The sequence below is a fragment of the Pseudomonas sp. PDNC002 genome (genome assembly GCF_016919445.1).
Lineage (GTDB): Bacteria > Pseudomonadota > Gammaproteobacteria > Pseudomonadales > Pseudomonadaceae > Pseudomonas.
On record NZ_CP070356.1, the window covers coordinates 6,314,891 to 6,332,064 of the forward strand.

Sequence of the window (17,174 nt, forward strand, 5' to 3'; positions counted from 1 at the left end):
GCCCACATGACTGAACAACTCAATCTCGACCTCGACGAAATCTTCAAGGCCCTGGCCCATCCGGTACGGCGCGACATGCTGTATTGGCTCAAGGACCCGGAGCAATTCTTCGTCGAGCAGGAGCACCAATCCTTCGAGATCGGCGTCTGCGCCGGCAAGTTCGACCAGCGTACCGGTCTGTCGCAATCCACCGTCTCCGCGCATCTGGCCGCCCTCCAGCGCGCGGGTCTGGTGACCAGTCGAAAAGTCGGCCAGTGGAACTTCTTCAAACGCAATGAAGAGACCATCGAGGCCTTTGTTCGCCACTTGAGCGAAGCGTTGTAACAAACCCGTTCAGGATCTTGCGAGCTAGAGCAGAGCAAGGCGAAAACAGACGAGGAAGCGCAGTTTACAAGCGGTAAATGAGCATTCCGAGTCTGTTTTCAACGCAGCTATGCCGACGCGCAGCAGATTCAGGACGGGTTTGACCGGCTACTGCCAGCCAAGACAATTTCAACTTTCCAGGAGCAGGCGCATGCCCACTTCGCTTCTCGTCCTCGCTTTGTCCGCGTTTGCCATCGGCACCACGGAATTCGTGATCATGGGCCTGTTGCCCGAGGTCGCGGGCGACCTGTCCGTCTCCATTCCCGCCGCCGGCTGGCTGGTCAGCGGCTATGCCTTCAGCGTCGCCATCGGCGCGCCGATCATGGCGCTGCTCACGGCCCGACTGCCGCGCAAGACCGCGCTGCTGATGCTCATGGGCATCTTCATCCTCGGCAACCTGCTCTGCGCGGTGGCCGCCAACTACGGCCTGCTGATGCTGGCGCGGATCATCACTGCGCTCTGCCACGGCGCCTTCTTCGGCATCGGCTCGGTGGTCGCCGCCAGCCTGGTGCCGGCCAACCGCAAGGCTTCCGCCGTGGCCCTGATGTTCACCGGCCTGACCCTGGCCAACGTGCTCGGCGTTCCGGCCGGTACCGCGCTGGGCCAGGTCGCTGGCTGGCGCTCGCCTTTCTGGGCGGTGACCCTGATCGGCGTCGTCGCCCTGATCAGCCTGTGGCGCGTGCTGCCCAAGCAACACGATGAAGAAGCGGTGGACATGCGCAAGGAAGTCGCCGCGCTGCGCAACGGCCCGCTGTGGCTGGCGCTGGGCACCACCGTGCTGTTCTCCGCCGCCGTCTTCGCGCTGTTCACCTACGTCGCGCCGCTGCTGGGGGAGGTCACCCAGGTTTCCCCGCGCGGCATCACCTGGACCCTGGTACTGATCGGCCTCGGCCTGACCCTGGGCAACATCATCGGAGGCCGCCTCGCCGACTGGCGCCTGGGCACGACCCTGGCCGGCGTGTTCGCCACCATGGCCGTCGTCTCCACCGTGCTGAGCTGGACCAGCGCCTCGCTGATCCCGGCCGAAATCACCCTGTTCATCTGGGCCGCCGCTGCCTTCGCCGCCGTGCCTGCCCTGCAGGTCAACGTGGTCCGCGTCGGCGGCGCCGCGCCCAACCTCGTCGCCACCCTGAACATCGGCGCCTTCAACGTCGGCAACGCCATTGGCGCCTGGGTCGGCGGCAGCGTCATCGACCACGGCCTGGGCCTGACCCGCGTGCCCCTGGCCGGCGCCGTGCTCTCCGTACTCGCGCTGATCGCGGTGATGATCGCGTTCAGCGGCAAGCCCAACCAGCCCCAAACCGTCCTCGATTGATCCTCCACCCTCACCCCGTATTGGAGTAACGCAATGACTACGCTTTTCGATCCCATCGTCATCGGTGACCTGGAACTGCCCAACCGCATCATCATGGCCCCGCTGACCCGCTGCCGCGCCGACGAAGGCCGCGTGCCCAACGCGCTGATGGCCGAGTACTACTCCCAGCGCGCCGATGCCGGCCTGATCCTCAGCGAAGCCACCTCGGTGACCCCGATGGGCGTCGGCTACCCGGACACCCCCGGCATCTGGTCCGACGATCAGGTTCGCGGCTGGACCAACGTCACCAAGGCCATACACGCCAATGGCGGCCGCATCTTCCTGCAGCTGTGGCACGTCGGCCGCATCTCCGACCCGCTGTATCTGAACGGCGAAACCCCGGTAGCACCGAGCGCCCTCAAACCGGCCGGCCATGTCAGCCTGGTGCGCCCGATCAAGGAATTCGTCACCCCGCGTGCCCTGGAAACCGAAGAGATCGCCGACATAGTCGAGGCCTACCGCATCGGTGCCGAGAACGCCAAGGCCGCCGGCTTCGACGGCGTGGAAATCCACGGTGCCAATGGCTACCTGCTCGACCAGTTCCTGCAGAGCAGCACCAACCAGCGCAACGACCAATACGGCGGCTCCATCGAGAACCGCGCCCGCCTGCTGCTGGAAGTCACCGACGCCGCCATCGGCGTGTGGGGCGCCGGCCGCGTCGGTGTGCACCTGGCTCCGCGCATGGACTCCCACGACATGGGCGATGCCGACCCACTGGCCACCTTCGGCTATGTGGCCCGCGAGCTGGGCAAGCGCGGCGTGGCGTTCATCTGCACCCGCGAGAAGGCCGCTGACGACAGCATCGGCCCGAAACTGAAGGAAATCTTCGGCGGCGTGTACATCGCCAACGAACGCTTCACCAAGGAAACCGCCAGCGAGTGGCTGGAAAGCGGCAAGGCTGATGCGGTGGCATTCGGCATTCCGTTCATCGCCAACCCGGACCTGGTGACTCGCCTGCAGAAAGGCGCCGCCTGGAACGAGCCGCACCCGGAAACCTTCTACGGCAAGGGCCCGGTCGGCTACCTGGACTACCCGCGCCTGTAAGGGTTCGGACTAGCGCCAACGAAAAGGGCGCCTTCATTTGAAGGCGCCCTTTTCATTTCTGCGCAAGGCAACAACCCTGTGTAGGAGCAACTGTCTCTCGGGAAGCCCGCGCCGACGCTTTCCCCTCACCCCAGCCCTGGCTACGCGCCCCGCTCCTGAGGGAGAGGGAGCCGTCCGCGCAGGCTGACGCAAAGGTTTCAGCCTGCACCTAACGGTCCCCTCTCCCCCTGGGAGAGAGTTAGGGTGAGGGCCGACCCAAGCACAGAGGCATCTCGTAGGAGCGGACTCCGTCCGCGATCGATTACCGACAGCTCCGAGTTGGCCGGTGGCACATCGCGGACAGGGTCCGCTCCTACACCGGTCGCCCGGAGTTACCTATAGGAGCTGCTCCAGCGCAAGGGCGTGGCGACATGGCGACCGGAGAGGCGATACCCGGTCGTCGAACACCGCGTCGCCTCCGCGCATCCCTTGCAACTCCCGCAGACCGCCGGCTCGGGCGCGACCTTTTCCACCACGCCCATCACCAGCAGCCTTTCCAGCAAAGCTTCGAGCAGCGCCCTGGAGGCGCCGAGGCGTTGAGCGAGGGTCGGCACATCCGCCTCCCCCATCTCGCCCAGCAGGTTGCGCACCGCGATTGCCGTGACCATCAGTGACAGCTCCCCGCCGGAGCCGCGCGCAACTCGCGCTCGCTATCCAGCTCCAGGCCGCGCCGGCCGACCCAGCGCAGGATCAGGAACAGCGCCAGGTTGAATATCAGCACCACGCTGATAGCTACCGCGCTGTACTGCGGATGTTCGGCGAAGCTGAATACCTGGTAGCACAGGGTCGCCAGCGAGTACGCCACGTTGAGTCCCCAGAACACCGCAAAGGTCATCCAGCCACGGCCGCTTTCGCGGGTCAGCGCGCCGAGTGTCGCCACGCAGGGCACATAGAGCAGCACGAAGACGAGATAGCTGTAGGCGGCCAGCGGGCTACCGAACTTGGCGGCGAAGGTGCCCATGGAGCCCTCCTCCATCTCGCCGTCGGCCATGCTCGCGGCGACCGGGTTGGCCAACACGCTGAGGCTGAAGGAGTCGCGCAAACCGTCGAGAGTGTCCTGGCCAGCCTGTTTCAGTTGGCCCCAGAGATCGTAGGCATCGGCGTCGAAGGCTTCGCCCTGGATGTGCTCGGCGGTGTAGAGGGTATTCAGCGTGCCGACCACCACTTCCTTCGCCAGCGCGCCGGTGACCAGGCCGACCGTGGCCTGCCAGTTGTCCTCGTGCACGCCCATGGGTTTGAGCAGCGGCGTGACCTTGTGGCTGAGACTGGAAAGCGCCGAGTCGGCGATGTCGCCCTGCACCGGGCGGCCGTCGAGGGTGACGCTGTTGAGGCCGCCGATCACCAGGCTGACCAGGATGATCACCGTCCCGGCGCGGACCACGAAGGCGCGCAGGCGCATCCAGGTCTGCAGCAGCAGGCTGCGCAGGTGCGGCACATGGTACAGCGGCAACTCCATGACGAAGGGCGAGGCCTCGCCGCGCATCAGCGTGTGCTTGAGCAGCAGCCCGGTCAGCACCGCCACGACGATGCCCAGCAGGTACAGCGAGAAGATCGCCAGCGCACCGTTCTGCCCGAAGAAGGCCGCGGCGAAGACGGCGAAGATCGCCAGCCGCGCACCGCAGGACATGAACGGCGCCATCATCGAGGTCATCAGGCGCTCACGCGGGTTGTCCAGGGTGCGGGTGCCCATGATCGACGGCACGTTGCAGCCAAAGCCGACGATCAGCGGCACGAAGGATTTGCCCGGCAGGCCGAGGGCCTGCATCAGGCGGTCCATGACGAAGGCCGCGCGAGCCATGTAGCCGGAGTCTTCGAGCAGCGCGAGGAACAGGTACATCAGGCCGATCTGCGGGATCAGCGGCAGTACCGCATTGATGCCGCCGCCCAGGCCCTGGGCCAGCAGCGCGGTCAGCCAGTCCGGCGCGCCGGTGCGCGCGCCCAGCCACTGGATGCCGTCGATGAACAGCGCCGAGGAGCCCTGGTCGAAGATCGGCTGCAATGCGCCACCCAGGGTGATGGCGAAGAAGAACATCAGGTACATCACCAAGAGGAACACCGGAATGCCCAGCCAGCGGTTCAGCGCAATGCTGTCCAGCACCTGGGTCAGGCGATGCGGCGCGGCGTCACGATGGTTACTGGCGCGCTCGCAGAGTTCGCCGATCAGACGGTAGCGCGCATCTACCAGCAGCAGCTCCGGGTCTTCGCCGCAGGCGCAGCGGATTGCGTCACGCGCGGCCAGCAGGCTCGCCGGTTCGAGCTGGAGCTGACGGGCGCTGTGCAGGTCGCCTTCCAGCGCCAGCAGGGCCATCCACGCCTGGGTTGGCGGCGCGTCGGCGGGCAACAGTTGAGTGACGGCGTTGCGCAGCGCAGCGGGATACGGCACTTGCAGCGGCGTCTGGGCAGTCAGGCCGTCGATGGCCTCCTTCAGCGCATCGATGCCTTCGCCACGGGTCGACACCAGCGGCACTACGGGGCAACCCAGCTCCCGTGCCAGCGCCTCGCGGTCGATGTTCAGGCCCTGGGTGCGGGCGATATCGAGCATGTTCAGCGCGACCACGCAGGGCAGGCCCATCTCGCGCAGCTGCACGGTGAGGTAGAGATTGCGTTCGAGGTTGGTCGCGTCGACGACGTTGACCAGCACGTCCACCTCACCATCGACGATGCAGCGCCGGGCGATCTGCTCGTCCAGCGAAGCCTGGGTCGACAAGGTGGTCAGCGAATAGGTGCCTGGCAGGTCCACCAGTCGCACGTTGTGACGCGCCGTGCGGAAGCTGCCTTCCTTGCGCTCCACGGTGACGCCGGCCCAGTTGCCGACGCGCTGGCGCGAGCCGGTGAGCTGGTTGAACAGGGTGGTCTTGCCCGCGTTGGGGTTGCCGATCAGGCCGATGCGCAGTTCATCCATGGTCGATCAGTCCTGCGCTTCGAGCTGGAGAAACGCCAGGTCGCGGCGGCGCAGCACCAGGCTGCACTGGCGGGTATCCACCTGCACCGGATCGCCCAGCGGCGCCACGCGGCGCACCTTCAGCTCGGCGCCCGGCAACAGCCCCATGGAAAACAACCGCTGGCGGAAGGCGGCGCCGATTCCGGGCCGGTAGCCGGTGATGCGGTACCGGCGTTGTGCTTGAAGGTCGAGCATGGAGGGCCTCCTGGCGAAATCGGCGACACGAGAGAATCTAAATAACTCTCATTTGTCGGCCATTATTCGCCCCGCGCTCCGAGCCAAACCTGACTCAAGACAAGAAATGCCCTTGCTACCCCCAAAGAGGGATAGCCAGAAAAAAGCCCCCGGACCTTACGGCGCGGGGGCTTTTTGCAGTGCTTGCGGTCAGCGGCTGCTGAGCTGCTGCTGGAGGTTCTGCACCTGAGTCTGCAGGGTGTTGATGTTGCGCATCACCTGGATGCGGAAGACATCGAACTCCTTGGTATCGCTGTTGGCCTGGCCTTGGCGACCGTCGACCTCGGAGCGCAGCACGAACAGATCGTCCTGAATGCTCTTGATCGCCTTGGCCTGGCTGCCGTCTTTCTTCAGGTTGGCGATTTCCGTGTTGAGCGCCTGGATCTGCTGATTGGCGGCGGCAAGGTCTGTCTGCACGTTCTTGAACTTGGCCTGCTCATCGGAAATGGCCTTGAGCTTGCCGTCCAGTTGCGCGATCAGTTGCGCGGCGCTGTCCTGCTGAGCCTTGAGGTCATCGTTGATCTGCGCCAGGCGCTTGCCCTGGGCACCGTCGAACTCCGACAGGGAAGTCTGCTGCGCCTTGGCCTGCTCGGCCAGACGGCCCTGCAGCTGCTTGACCTGCAGCTTCAGTGCTTCGCGGTCGCTCATGCCGTTGGACTCGTTGGCGACGAACTTGCCACGGATATCGTCGAGGCGACCGGCGGCTTCCTCACTGATCTTGGCGAAACTTTCCTGGGTGGCGATCAGCTGTTGTTCCATCAGCATCAGTTGCTGGTGGCTCCACCAGGCCACGCCGCCCAGGGCGATGGCCATGGCCGCGACCAGTGCCCACAGCGGGCCGGTGCTGGCGCCGCGTTTCACCGGTTCGGGCAGCGGGCGACCATTGGGCTCGACCACGCGGCGCGGGTGATGACCGAACTCGTCGCGGTCCGCGGAGTCGGTCGAGAGGCTGGGAACATCATCGAACTCGTCGAATGCATCGTTACGCATGGAATGAACCTGTGGGGATAAAGCGGCGTGTTGCCTGCGCAGCGCGCAGTATATCCGTTCATGTGACGCCGTGAGCAGCGTGCCATCACGGGGCGCGACGCACCTCGTCGGCGCACAGAAGACCCGTGACGGAGGTCGCAGTTCCCCAGGCGACCCGCCAATAGTGGCTTTGCGACACCGTGGCACGCCCCTTGCTCCCGCTCCAGATACTTGGCGCCGTGTTGGCGCCCTTCGCGGGGGAGGAAGTCGGGTGATCGAACTCAACAAGGCCATCCTGGATTGCATGCGCGAACTGCGCCGCCGTCTGCGTGAAGAACAGGCACTGGACATCCAGTATCAGCAGAGCGATGCGATCGAGCGGATGCTGCGCGCCTGTGCCGACTCGGTATGCGAAGACACTCGCCAGATGGGCGAGCGCCTCAGCGAATTGAGCGGCGTGAAGCTGCCGCGTGTGGTGCAGGAGCCGAGCTTCCTGCCGATGCAGGGTGGCGGGGAGCAGCAATACTCCGGGCCTTTGCGGGGCGGTGCCCGCAGCGCGCGCTAGATTGGGAATGTTCTAGTAGGAGCAACGATCTTCTTCGGTCACTCTGTGCCACTGCATTCCCCTCACCCCAGCCCTCTCCCAAAGGGAGAGGGGGCAGACCGTGCCAACTGACGCCATGGTTTCACCCTGCACCGACTGGTCCCCTCTCCCTCAGGAGCGGGGCGCGTAGCCAGGGTTAGGGTGAGGGCCGACCCAAGCGCAGAGGCATCCCGTAGGAGCGAGCCCTCAGGCACCCCGCACCCGCCACCAATCGCAGAACTCGTCCAGCGCATCCCACAGGCTGTTCTGCGGGTCGTAGTCGAGGTACTGACGGGCGCGGGAGATATCCAGGGAAAAGTCCTTGGCCATCACCGCCATGCCCAGGCGATGCAGGGTCGGCTCCGGGCGGCCGGGCAGGATCGTGGACACGCCTTCGTTGATCAACGCCAGGCTGTAGGCCAACCCGTAGGGCATGTGTCCCTCCACCGGCGGCATATCCAGGCGGCGCAGCACGTAGTTCACCACGTCCCACAGCGGCAGCGGCTGGCCGTTGCTGATGTTGTAGGCCTGGCCGAGCGCCTCGTCACCCGCCATCAGGCTGGCGAACAGCGCGTCGTTGAGGTTCTGGATGCTGGTGAAATCCACCTTGTTCAGCCCCTGCCCGATGATGCGCAGGCGACCCTTGCGGTGCGCGGCGATCATCCGCGGGAAGATGCTGGTGTCGCCGGCGCCGGTGACGAAGCGCGGACGCAGCGCCAGCACTTCCAGGCCGAACTCCTGGGCGCCGAGGGCGACCAGTTCCGACTGGTACTTGGTCGAGCCGTAATGGTTGGCGAAGCGCTTGGGCACCTGCTCTTCATTGATGCCGACATGGGACTGGCCGTCGAAATAGATCGACGGCGACGACAGATGCACCAGGCGGCGCACCTTCTGCTTCAGGCAGGCCTCGACGATGGACTCGGTCATCACCACGTTGGCCTGGTGGAAGTAGTCATGACTACCCCAAACGCCGACCGCACCAGCGCAATGCACCACGGCATCGACATCACTGCACAGCGCGCGTACCAGCGTCGGGTCCGACAGGTCGCCGGCCATGAACTCCGCACCGCGCGCCACCAGCGGCTGCAGCGCTTCCTCGCGGCGTCCGTTCACCCGCACCGCCAGGCCCTGCTCCAGGGCGAAACGGGCGAAACGCCCGCCAATGAACCCGCTGGCTCCGGTGACCAGAATCTTCATGCACGCCACTCCTGTTTTTATTTCCGGCGACTCTATCAGCCGCCGCACGCTACCACTCTGGCCTTGCACGCCAGAAACGAATCCTTGCAGGCCGCAGCGCGCCGGCAGGGTTGCACGACTTGAGTTCGGCGACATGCCGGGGGTGGTTGCGACTACCCTTGAGGCACTGACGCGTTTCCACGAGGCCACATCATGAGCAAGTCCCACTGGATGATCTACGGCGCCAATGGCTACACCGGCCGGCTGGTGGCCGAGCAGGCGCAACGCGAGGGCCTGACGCCGATCCTCGGCGGCCGCAACCCGGCCAGCCTGCACGCACTGGGCAGCTCGCTGGGACTGGAGTGCCGGGTGTTCGACCTGAACGACAGCGCCGCCGCCCTGGCCGCGTTGGAGGATGTCGCCGTGCTCGCCAACTGCGCCGGCCCCTTCTCCGCCACCGCCGCGCCGATGATCGAGGCCTGCATCGCCAGCGCCACCCACTACGTCGATATCACCGGCGAGATTTCCGTCTTCGAGTACGCCCACGGGCTGGACGAAGTAGCGCGTACGGCGGGTGTGGTGATCTGCCCCGGCGTCGGCTTCGACGTGATCCCCACCGACTGCGTCGCCGCCTGCCTCAAGGAAGCCATGCCCGACGCCGCGCACCTGGCGCTGGGCTTCGACAGCGGCAGCGGACTGTCGCCGGGCACCGCCAAGACCACCGTGGAAGGCCTCAAGCTGGGCGGCAAGGTGCGCGAGGCTGGACGCCTGCGCGACGTGCCGCTGGGCTACAAGCGCCGCGACATCGACTTCGGCCGCGGCCTCAAGCACGCCGTGACCATCCCCTGGGGCGACGTGGCAACGGCCTATTACTCCACCGGCATCGGCGACATCGAGGTCTACCTGCCGGTGCCGCCGGCCGCCGCCATCGGCATGCGGGTGATGGATACATTCCGCCCGCTACTGGGCCGCGACCGCGTGCAGGACTGGCTCAAGGAACAGGTGGACAAGCGCGTCCACGGTCCGGACGAAGTGGCGCGCAGCAAACTGCGCACCTGGGTCTGGGGGGAAGTGCGCAACGCCCGTGGCGAACGCCGCACGGCACGCCTGGAAACCGCCAACGGCTACGACGTGACCATCCACGGCGTGCTCTTCGCCGTGCGCCACCTGCTGGCCAACGCGAACACGTCCGGCTACTTCACCCCGTCGAAACTGTTCGGCGCGCGCTGCATCGAGCAGTTGCCGGGCAGCGGCAGCATCGTCATTCGCGGCTGATCGGCACCAGCAGGCCCGGCGCCTTCGCCAGCAGGTGCCGGGTCAGCGCGGCGAGCAACTCGCCGCCGTTGCGCCAGTGGTGCCAATAGAGCGGCACGTCGATCACCCGCCCTGGCAGCATGTCCACCAGCTCACCGCGTTCCAGCTCGCCGCGCACCTGCTGCTCAGGCACCAGGCCCCAGCCGAGTCCGCCACTGGTCATGCGCACGAAACCTTCGGAAGATGGGCACAGGTGATAGCTGAAGTGGCCGTCGACGCCCAGGTCCTTCAGGTAGCGGTGCTGCAGTTGATCGTCCGGGCCGTAGACGATGGCCGGCGCGCGGCCCAATCCCTCTGGTTTTACCCCCTTGGGGAAATGCCGGGCGATGAATTCCGGGCTCGCCAGCCCGCGATAGCGCATGGCGCCCAGCGGCTCGCAGCGGCCACCGGCCACCGGGCGTGGGTTGGCGCAGACGCAGCCGGCTACCTCGCCGGCGCGCATGCGCTTGAGGCCGACCTCCTGGTCCTCCACGACAATGTCCAGCAGCACGTGGCGCTCGCCGCAGAAGTCGCCGACCGCCTGCGCCCACCAGGTCGCCAGGCTATCGGCGTTCAGCGCCAGGCGCAGGCGCTCGGGCGCGGCGCCATCGTCCAGGGCAGGCACCCATTGCTGCAGATCGCCCTCCAGCAGACGCACCTGCTGCACATGGTTGAGCAGGCGCTGCCCGATATCGGTCGGCTGCGGCCGCGCCGCCCGCACCAGCACCGGCTGGCCGACGCGCGCCTCCAGCAGCTTGATGCGCTGGGAAATCGCCGACTGCGACAGCCCCAGCACCTGGGCACCACGCTCGAAACCGCCCTGCTCCACCACGGCGGCCAGGGCGGCAAGCAGCTTGTAGTCGAACATGATCAGTTTTCCTAATGAGATATCAGCAGTATTGGTTTTTCTTATACAGCCACAACGCGGACAATCGCCAGCATTCCACCACTGTTTACGGACTTCACCATGGCTGGCGAAACCTCCCTGGCCGCGCTGCTGCGCGACATGACCCCGGTACTCAACGACGGCGAGTACGTGTTCTGCACCCTTCCCGACAGCCAGCTTCCGGCCGGCCTGCAGCCGCTGGGCAGCTTCCGCGAAAGCGAAGGACTGACGCTGATCCTGTCGCGCGCCGAGGCCGAACAGGCTGGGCTGGCCTTCGACTACGTCGCCGCCTGGCTGACCTTGGAAGTGCACTCGGCGCTCCAGGCCGTCGGCCTCACCGCCGCCGTGGCGAGCGCCCTGGCCAAGGCCGGGATCAGCTGCAACGTGGTTGCAGCCTGGTACCACGATCACCTGTTCGTCGCCCACGCCGACGGCCCGCGCGCGCTGGACGTCTTGCACGCGCTCGCGCTCAACCCGGAAGGGGTCTGAATCATGTGGCAGAGCTACCTCAACGGCGTGCTGGTCGCCGCCGGCCTGATAATCGCCATCGGCGCGCAGAACGCCTTCGTCCTCGCCCAGAGCCTGCGCCGCGAGCATCACCTGTCGGTCGCCGCGCTGTGCGTGCTGTGCGATGCGATCCTGGTCAGCGCCGGGGTCTTCGGCCTGGCGAAGATCCTCGCCGAGAATCCGACGCTGCTGGCCATCGCCCGCTGGGGCGGGGTCACCTTCCTGGTCTGGTACGGGCTCAAGGCGCTGCGTCGCGCAGTCGCACCCGAAGCCATGGCCGACGCCACGCAGACCGGTCCGCGTTCCCGTCGCACCGTGCTCATGGCGGCCCTGGCGGTGACTCTGCTCAATCCCCATGTCTACCTCGACACCGTGCTGCTGATCGGCTCCCTCGGCGCCCAGCAAACCGCACCCGGCGCCTACGCCATGGGCGCGGCCAGTGCTTCGCTGATGTGGTTCTTCACCCTGGCCTTCGGCGCCGCCTGGCTGGCGCCCTGGCTTGCACGGCCGGCGACGTGGCGCCTGGTGGACCTGATGGTCGCGGTGATGATGCTGGGGATGGCGGCGCAACTGGTGTTCGCCAACTGATTCAGGGCAGCGCGCGAAATCAGTCCGAACGACATTCCGTCATCCCGGTCCGTATAGAGTGAGGGCCGGGCGCCAACGCAAGCCGCCTGGCAGGGCCTTTGCCCCTACAGTTGCTGCGTGGATATGCCACAGGTCGGGTGCTATGATCCGACCTTCGCGGCGCTGGCGGCCAAGGCTGCCAGACGCAACTGGCGCGCTGCCTGTCCCTTTGAGGGACGTCTTGCAGCTACGCCCGGATGCCGCGACACCTACGATACCGGCCCCGTGTACCGGTCGCGCGTTCGCCGCGCTAGCCCAGACTGAGTGAGATAGGAGAGACACCATGGCTTTCGAATTGCCTCCGCTGCCCTACGCGAAGAATGCCCTTGAGCCGCACATTTCCGCGGAGACTCTGGAATTCCACCACGACAAGCACCACAACACCTACGTCGTGAACCTGAACAACCTGGTTCCGGGTACCGAGTTCGAAGGCAAAAGCCTGGAAGACATCGTCAAGACCTCTTCCGGCGGCATCTTCAACAACGCGGCCCAGGTGTGGAACCACACCTTCTACTGGAACTGCCTGAGCCCCAACGGCGGTGGCCAGCCCACCGGCGCCCTGGCTGACGCCATCAACGCTGCCTTCGGTTCCTTCGACAAGTTCAAGGAAGAGTTCAGCAAGACCTCCATCGGCACCTTCGGCTCCGGCTGGGGCTGGCTGGTGAAGAAAGCTGACGGTTCCCTGGCCCTGGCCAGCACCATCGGCGCCGGTTGCCCGCTGACCAGCGGCGACACCCCGCTGCTGACCTGCGACGTCTGGGAACACGCCTACTACATCGACTACCGCAACCTGCGTCCGAAGTACGTCGAGGCGTTCTGGAACCTGGTCAACTGGGACTTCGTGGCCGAGCAGTTCGCTGCTTGATCGCACCCCGACTGATCTGAAAAAACCCGGCCCTGTGCCGGGTTTTTTCGTAAGGGGCGCGTAACACCTTCGTGTCGGCTAACCTGAAAGGCCGGTACCGTCACGAAACACAACGATGGCCCTTTGACGTCATTGCGCCAATTGCCAATACTCAGCCCCAGTCGTTCGCCCCTGGCGAGAAACAAGGAAAGACCTTGAAACTGGATCCCCGGCACAGCCTCTCCCTCAAGCTGCTGCGAATGGTATTGCTCGCGGCCCTCGTGGTCGGGGTGGTACTCAGCTGTGCCCAGATCGTCTATGACGCCCACAAGGCGCGCCAGAACGTACACAACGACGCCCAGCGCATCCTGGCGATGGTCCGTGACCCTTCCACCCAGGCCGTCTACAGCCTCGACCGCGACATGGCGATGCAGGTCCTCGAAGGCCTGTTCCAGCACGAAGCCGTGCGCTACGCCGCCATCGGCCATCCCGACGAACCCATGCTGGCCGAGAAATCCCGCCCTCTGCTGGACTCCAATACCCGCTGGCTGACCGACCCGATCCTAGGCGCCGAGCAGAACTACTCCATCCGCCTCGCCGGCCGCGGCGGTTCCAACGAATACTACGGCGACCTGAAGATCACCCTCGACACCGCGCCCTACGGCGACGACTTCGTCGCCACCTCGGTGATCATCTTCATCTCCGGCATCTTCCGCGCCATGGCCCTGAGCCTGGTGCTGTTCATGGTCTACCACTGGCTGCTGACCAAGCCGCTGTCGAAGATCATCGAGCACCTGGCCTCGATCAATCCGGACCGCCCCAGCCAACACAAGCTGCCGATGCCCGACGGCCACGAGAAGGACGAGCTGGGCTTATGGGTGAATACAGCCAACCAGTTGCTGGCCTCCATCGAGCGCAATGGTCATCTGCGCCGGGAGGCCGAAGACAGCCTGCTGCGCATCTCCCAATACGACTTCCTCACCGGCCTGCCCAACCGCAAGCTGCTGCAACAGCGCCTCGACCAGATCCTCGAGGGTGCCTCGCGCCTGCAACGCCGCGTCGCCGTGCTCTGCCTGGGCCTGGATGACTTCAAAGGCATCAACGAGCAATACAGCTACCAGTTCGGCGACCAGTTGCTGATCGCCCTCGCCGACCGCCTGCGCACCCGCAGCGCGCACCTCGGCGCCCTGGCGCGGCTGGGCGGCGACCAGTTCGCCCTGGTCCAGGCCGATATCGAACAGCCCTACGAAGCGGCGGAGCTCGCCCAGCAGATCCTCGACGACCTCGAAGCGCCCTTCGAACTGGACCAGCATCTGGTACACCTGCGCGCCACCATCGGCATCACCCTGTTCCCCGAGGACGGCGAGACCACCGAGAAGCTGCTGCAGAAAGCCGAGCAGACCATGACCCTGGCCAAGAGCCGCTCGCGCAACCGCTACCAGTTCTACATCGCCAGCGTCGACAGCGAGATGCGCCGCCGCCGCGAACTGGAGAAGGACCTGCGCGAGGCCCTGGCGCGCAACGAACTGCATCTCGTGTATCAGCCGCAGGTGGATTACCGCGATCACCGCGTGGTCGGCGTCGAGGCGCTGCTGCGCTGGCAGCACCCGACCCAGGGTTGGGTCGCGCCGGACCTGTTCATCCCGCTGGCGGAGCAGAACGGCAGCATCTTCAGCATCGGCGAATGGGTGCTCGACCAGTCCTGCCGCCAACTGCGCGAATGGCACGACCAGGGTTTCGACGACCTGCGCCTGGCGGTCAACCTGTCCACCGTGCAGTTGCGCCACAACGCCCTGCCGCGCGTGGTCAGCAACCTGTTGCAGATGCACCGCCTGCCGCCGCGTTCGCTGGAGCTGGAAGTCACCGAGACCGGCCTGATGGAGGACATCTCCACCGCCGCCCAACACCTGCTCAGCCTGCGCCGCGCCGGCGCGCTGATCGCCATCGACGACTTCGGCACCGGCTATTCCTCGCTGAGCTACCTGAAGAGCCTGCCGCTGGACAAGATCAAGATCGACAAGAGCTTCGTCCAGGACCTGCTGCTGGACGACGACGACGCCACCATCGTTCGCGCCATCATCCAGCTGGGCAAGAGCCTGGGCATGCAGGTGATCGCCGAGGGCGTGGAGACTGTCGAGCAGGAGGCCTACATCATCGCCCAGGGCTGCCACGAAGGTCAGGGCTACCTCTACAGCAAGCCGCTGCCGGCGCGCGAGCTGACGCTTTACCTCAAGCAGGCACGGCGCCTGGCCGAAGCGGCCGGCGGCAATCCGGGCGGGTCCGTCGAGCGCCATTGACCCCCAATCTCCTCTTGAAGCGCATGCCCTCTCCCTAACCCTCTCCCTGAAGGGAGAGGGCACCGTTCGGAGTAGGATGAAACCATGGCGCGCTCTGGCACGATCTGCTCCCTGTCCCTGAAGGGAGAGGAGACCGTTCGGTGCAGGATGAAACCATGGCGCCCTCTGGCACGATCCGCTCCCTGTCCCTGAAGGGAGAGGGAGCCGTTCGGTGCAGGATGAAACCATGGCGCGCTCTGGCACGATCTGCTCCCTGTCCCTGAAGGGAGAGGGAGCCGTTCGGTGCAGGATGAAACCATGGCGCGCTCTGGCACGATCTGCTCCCTGTCCCTGAAGGGAGAGGAGACCGTTCGGTGCAGGATGAAACCATGGCGCCCTCTTCTACGATCTGCTCCCTCTCCCTTCAGGGAGAGGGCGGGGGAGAGGGAGACCCAGGCACAGACCTTCAGAAGTAGACTGTTGCGCCTACAAGCCAATCCCCCTTCTGCTGGCCATCCGCTGCCCTCTGGCCAAACAGCACTACCGATCTCTCTTTTCAAAAATGCAAATCTTTCGCATTATGTTGCGGATTTTCTTGCGCAGTCCTTTTTCGTGCGCCTCCTCTCCATGCAAAGGAACCCGTCATGACTCGTATGCCCTGGGCCACTGTCAGCCTGCTCGCCATCGCCATCTCCCTCGCCGGCTGCGGCGATGACAAGAAAGCCGAAGCCCCCGCCGCCGCCGCACCGGCTGCCAGCACCCAGAGCACTGCCCCGGCGGCCGCCAAGGTCGACGAGGCCGCGGTCAAGGCCGTGGTGAAGAACTACCTGGACATCGCCGAAGCCACCTACGGCGACGCCCTGACCACCGCCAAGGCCCTGCAGACCGCCGTCGACGCGCTGATCGCCAAGCCCAGCGAAGCAACCCTGAAGGCCGCCCGCGAAGCCTGGATCGCTTCCCGCCCGTCCTACTCGCAGAGCGAAGCCTTCCGCTTCGGCAACTCGATCATCGACGACTGGGAAGGCGCGGTTAACGCCTGGCCGCTGGACGAAGGCCTGATCGACTACGTTGCCAAGGACTACCAGCACGCCGAAGGCAACGCCGGCGCCACCGCCAACATCATCGCCAACACCGAAATCCAGGTCGGCGAAGACAAGATCGACGTCAAGGAAATCACCGGCGAGAAACTCAAGGGCCTGAACGAGCTGGGCGGTTCCGAAGCCAACGTCGCCACCGGCTACCACGCCATCGAATTCCTGCTCTGGGGCCAGGACCTGAACGGCACCAAGCCGGGCGCCGGCGATCGCAAGTACACCGACTACGCCCAGGGCAAGGACTGCACCAACGGTCATTGCGACCGTCGCGCTGCCTACCTGAAAGCCGCCACCGACCTGCTGGTCGCTGACCTGGAAGAAATGGTCGGCAACTTCAAGTCCGGCGTCGCCGACAACTACCGCGCCAAGGTCGAGGCCGACACCGCCGAGAACAACCTGCGCAAGATGTTCTTCGGCATGGGCTCCCTGTCCCTGGGCGAGCTGGCCGGCGAGCGCATGAAGGTCGCGCTGGAAGCCAACTCCACCGAAGACGAGCACGACTGCTTCAGCGACAACACCCACAACACCCTGTTCTTCAACGCCAAGTCCATCCGCAACATCTACCTGGGTGAGTACAAGCGCACCGACGGTAGCGTCGTGAAGGGCCCGAGCCTGTCCGACCTGGTCGCCAAGGCCGACGCCGCCGCCGACACCGATCTGAAGAATGACCTGGCCAACACCGAAGCCAAGATGCAGGTCATCGTCGACCGTGCCGAGAAGGACGGTGTGCACTTCGACCAGATGATCGCTCCGGACGACAAGGGCGATCAGCAGAAAATCCGCGACGCCATCGCCTCGCTGGTCAAGCAGACCGGCGCCATCGAAAAAGCCGCTACCGCGGTTGGCGTGCAGGACCTGAAGCCGGACAACGCCGATCACCAGTTCTGATCCGCGCGTCCTGAAGTGACTGCGGCTCCAGGCCGCAGCTACTGAAGTGGCAAAGG

At 65.6% G+C, this 17,174-nt stretch carries 16 protein-coding genes; 10 read left to right on the plus strand and 6 right to left on the minus strand.

Annotated elements, in window-relative coordinates:
* Nucleotides 1-6 precede the first annotated feature (6 nt).
* From JVX91_RS28625 to JVX91_RS28635, 3 genes are all read left to right on the plus strand, one after another.
* Entirely contained in the window at nt 7-324 is a 318-nt protein-coding gene (locus JVX91_RS28625; RefSeq protein WP_205337387.1) for a helix-turn-helix transcriptional regulator, read from the plus strand.
* Between the two features lie 190 nt (nt 325-514).
* Nucleotides 515-1,678 carry an MFS transporter gene (locus JVX91_RS28630; protein ID WP_205337388.1) on the plus strand — a complete coding sequence of 388 codons (1,164 nt, stop codon included), beginning with the start codon at nt 515-517 and terminating at the stop codon, nt 1,676-1,678.
* A 33-nt stretch (nt 1,679-1,711) separates the two neighbouring features.
* Nucleotides 1,712-2,761, plus strand: a complete 1,050-nt coding sequence (locus JVX91_RS28635) for an alkene reductase (protein WP_205337389.1) — start codon at nt 1,712-1,714, stop codon at nt 2,759-2,761.
* Between the two features lie 371 nt (nt 2,762-3,132).
* Here JVX91_RS28635 and JVX91_RS28640 read toward each other — a convergent pair whose 3' ends face one another.
* From JVX91_RS28640 to JVX91_RS28655, 4 genes are all read right to left on the minus strand, one after another.
* The gene (locus JVX91_RS28640) at nt 3,133-3,408 is read right to left on the minus strand and encodes a FeoC-like transcriptional regulator (protein WP_205337390.1); all 276 of its coding nucleotides are present in this window, start codon (nt 3,406-3,408) and stop codon (nt 3,133-3,135) included.
* A complete protein-coding gene (gene feoB, locus JVX91_RS28645) occupies nt 3,408-5,702 on the minus strand; it encodes a Fe(2+) transporter permease subunit FeoB (protein ID WP_205337391.1) in 2,295 nt (764 codons plus the stop codon). Before feoB ends, JVX91_RS28640 begins: the two co-directional genes overlap by 1 nt.
* Nucleotides 5,703-5,708: 6 nt before the next feature.
* Nucleotides 5,709-5,936: a ferrous iron transporter A gene (feoA, locus tag JVX91_RS28650; RefSeq protein ID WP_205337392.1), complete on the minus strand. Its 228-nt coding sequence runs from the start codon at nt 5,934-5,936 to the stop codon at nt 5,709-5,711.
* Nucleotides 5,937-6,125: 189 nt separating this feature from the next.
* On the minus strand, nt 6,126-6,965 hold the full coding sequence (locus tag JVX91_RS28655) for an ATPase (RefSeq protein ID WP_205337393.1): 840 nt from the start codon (nt 6,963-6,965) through the stop codon (nt 6,126-6,128).
* 253 nt (nt 6,966-7,218) lie between these two features.
* Here JVX91_RS28655 and JVX91_RS28660 point away from each other — a divergent pair, with 253 nt between their 5' ends.
* Nucleotides 7,219-7,509 (plus strand): hypothetical protein, encoded by a 291-nt coding sequence (locus tag JVX91_RS28660; RefSeq protein ID WP_240201805.1) that lies wholly within the window; start codon nt 7,219-7,221, stop codon nt 7,507-7,509.
* A 225-nt stretch (nt 7,510-7,734) separates the two neighbouring features.
* Here the strand turns inward: JVX91_RS28660 and JVX91_RS28665 are convergent, their stop codons facing one another.
* Nucleotides 7,735-8,724, minus strand: coding sequence for an NAD(P)-dependent oxidoreductase (locus tag JVX91_RS28665; protein ID WP_205337395.1), 990 nt, complete (start codon nt 8,722-8,724; stop codon nt 7,735-7,737).
* A 192-nt stretch (nt 8,725-8,916) separates the two neighbouring features.
* Between JVX91_RS28665 and JVX91_RS28670 the strand changes: the two genes are divergently transcribed.
* Entirely contained in the window at nt 8,917-9,978 is a 1,062-nt protein-coding gene (locus tag JVX91_RS28670) for a trans-acting enoyl reductase family protein (protein WP_205337396.1), read from the plus strand.
* Here the strand turns inward: JVX91_RS28670 and JVX91_RS28675 are convergent.
* Entirely contained in the window at nt 9,965-10,870 is a 906-nt protein-coding gene (locus JVX91_RS28675; protein ID WP_205340130.1) for a LysR family transcriptional regulator ArgP, read from the minus strand. The two genes, JVX91_RS28670 and JVX91_RS28675, sit on opposite strands and share 14 nt — an antisense overlap.
* Nucleotides 10,871-10,963: 93 nt before the next feature.
* Between JVX91_RS28675 and JVX91_RS28680 the strand changes: the two genes are divergently transcribed.
* The 5 genes from JVX91_RS28680 (at nt 10,964) to JVX91_RS28700 (ending at nt 17,118) form a co-directional block, all read left to right on the plus strand.
* Nucleotides 10,964-11,371, plus strand: a complete 408-nt coding sequence (locus JVX91_RS28680; protein ID WP_205337397.1) for an ACT domain-containing protein — start codon at nt 10,964-10,966, stop codon at nt 11,369-11,371.
* Between the two features lie 3 nt (nt 11,372-11,374).
* Nucleotides 11,375-11,977, plus strand: a complete 603-nt coding sequence (locus JVX91_RS28685) for a LysE/ArgO family amino acid transporter (protein WP_205337398.1) — start codon at nt 11,375-11,377, stop codon at nt 11,975-11,977.
* 322 nt (nt 11,978-12,299) lie between these two features.
* Complete coding sequence (locus JVX91_RS28690) at nt 12,300-12,881, plus strand: Fe-Mn family superoxide dismutase (RefSeq protein ID WP_045211147.1); 582 nt, start codon at nt 12,300-12,302, stop codon at nt 12,879-12,881.
* A gap of 194 nt (nt 12,882-13,075) precedes the next feature.
* Complete coding sequence (locus JVX91_RS28695; RefSeq protein ID WP_205337399.1) at nt 13,076-15,157, plus strand: GGDEF domain-containing phosphodiesterase; 2,082 nt, start codon at nt 13,076-13,078, stop codon at nt 15,155-15,157.
* Nucleotides 15,158-15,780: 623 nt separating this feature from the next.
* The gene (locus JVX91_RS28700) at nt 15,781-17,118 is read left to right on the plus strand and encodes an imelysin family protein (protein ID WP_205337400.1); all 1,338 of its coding nucleotides are present in this window, start codon (nt 15,781-15,783) and stop codon (nt 17,116-17,118) included.
* The last annotated feature ends 56 nt before the right edge of the window (nt 17,119-17,174 follow it).

Coding starts and splice junctions, on each gene's coding strand:
- JVX91_RS28625 (WP_205337387.1), top strand. CDS start 7: ATGACTGAACAACTCAATCTCGACCTCGACGAAATCTTCAAGGCCCTG.
- JVX91_RS28630 (WP_205337388.1), top strand. CDS start 515: ATGCCCACTTCGCTTCTCGTCCTCGCTTTGTCCGCGTTTGCCATCGGC.
- JVX91_RS28635 (WP_205337389.1), top strand. CDS start 1,712: ATGACTACGCTTTTCGATCCCATCGTCATCGGTGACCTGGAACTGCCC.
- JVX91_RS28640 (WP_205337390.1), bottom strand. CDS start 3,408: ATGGTCACGGCAATCGCGGTGCGCAACCTGCTGGGCGAGATGGGGGAG.
- feoB (WP_205337391.1), bottom strand. CDS start 5,702: ATGGATGAACTGCGCATCGGCCTGATCGGCAACCCCAACGCGGGCAAG.
- feoA (WP_205337392.1), bottom strand. CDS start 5,936: ATGCTCGACCTTCAAGCACAACGCCGGTACCGCATCACCGGCTACCGG.
- JVX91_RS28655 (WP_205337393.1), bottom strand. CDS start 6,965: ATGCGTAACGATGCATTCGACGAGTTCGATGATGTTCCCAGCCTCTCG.
- JVX91_RS28665 (WP_205337395.1), bottom strand. CDS start 8,724: ATGAAGATTCTGGTCACCGGAGCCAGCGGGTTCATTGGCGGGCGTTTC.
- JVX91_RS28670 (WP_205337396.1), top strand. CDS start 8,917: ATGAGCAAGTCCCACTGGATGATCTACGGCGCCAATGGCTACACCGGC.
- JVX91_RS28680 (WP_205337397.1), top strand. CDS start 10,964: ATGGCTGGCGAAACCTCCCTGGCCGCGCTGCTGCGCGACATGACCCCG.
- JVX91_RS28685 (WP_205337398.1), top strand. CDS start 11,375: ATGTGGCAGAGCTACCTCAACGGCGTGCTGGTCGCCGCCGGCCTGATA.
- JVX91_RS28690 (WP_045211147.1), top strand. CDS start 12,300: ATGGCTTTCGAATTGCCTCCGCTGCCCTACGCGAAGAATGCCCTTGAG.
- JVX91_RS28700 (WP_205337400.1), top strand. CDS start 15,781: ATGACTCGTATGCCCTGGGCCACTGTCAGCCTGCTCGCCATCGCCATC.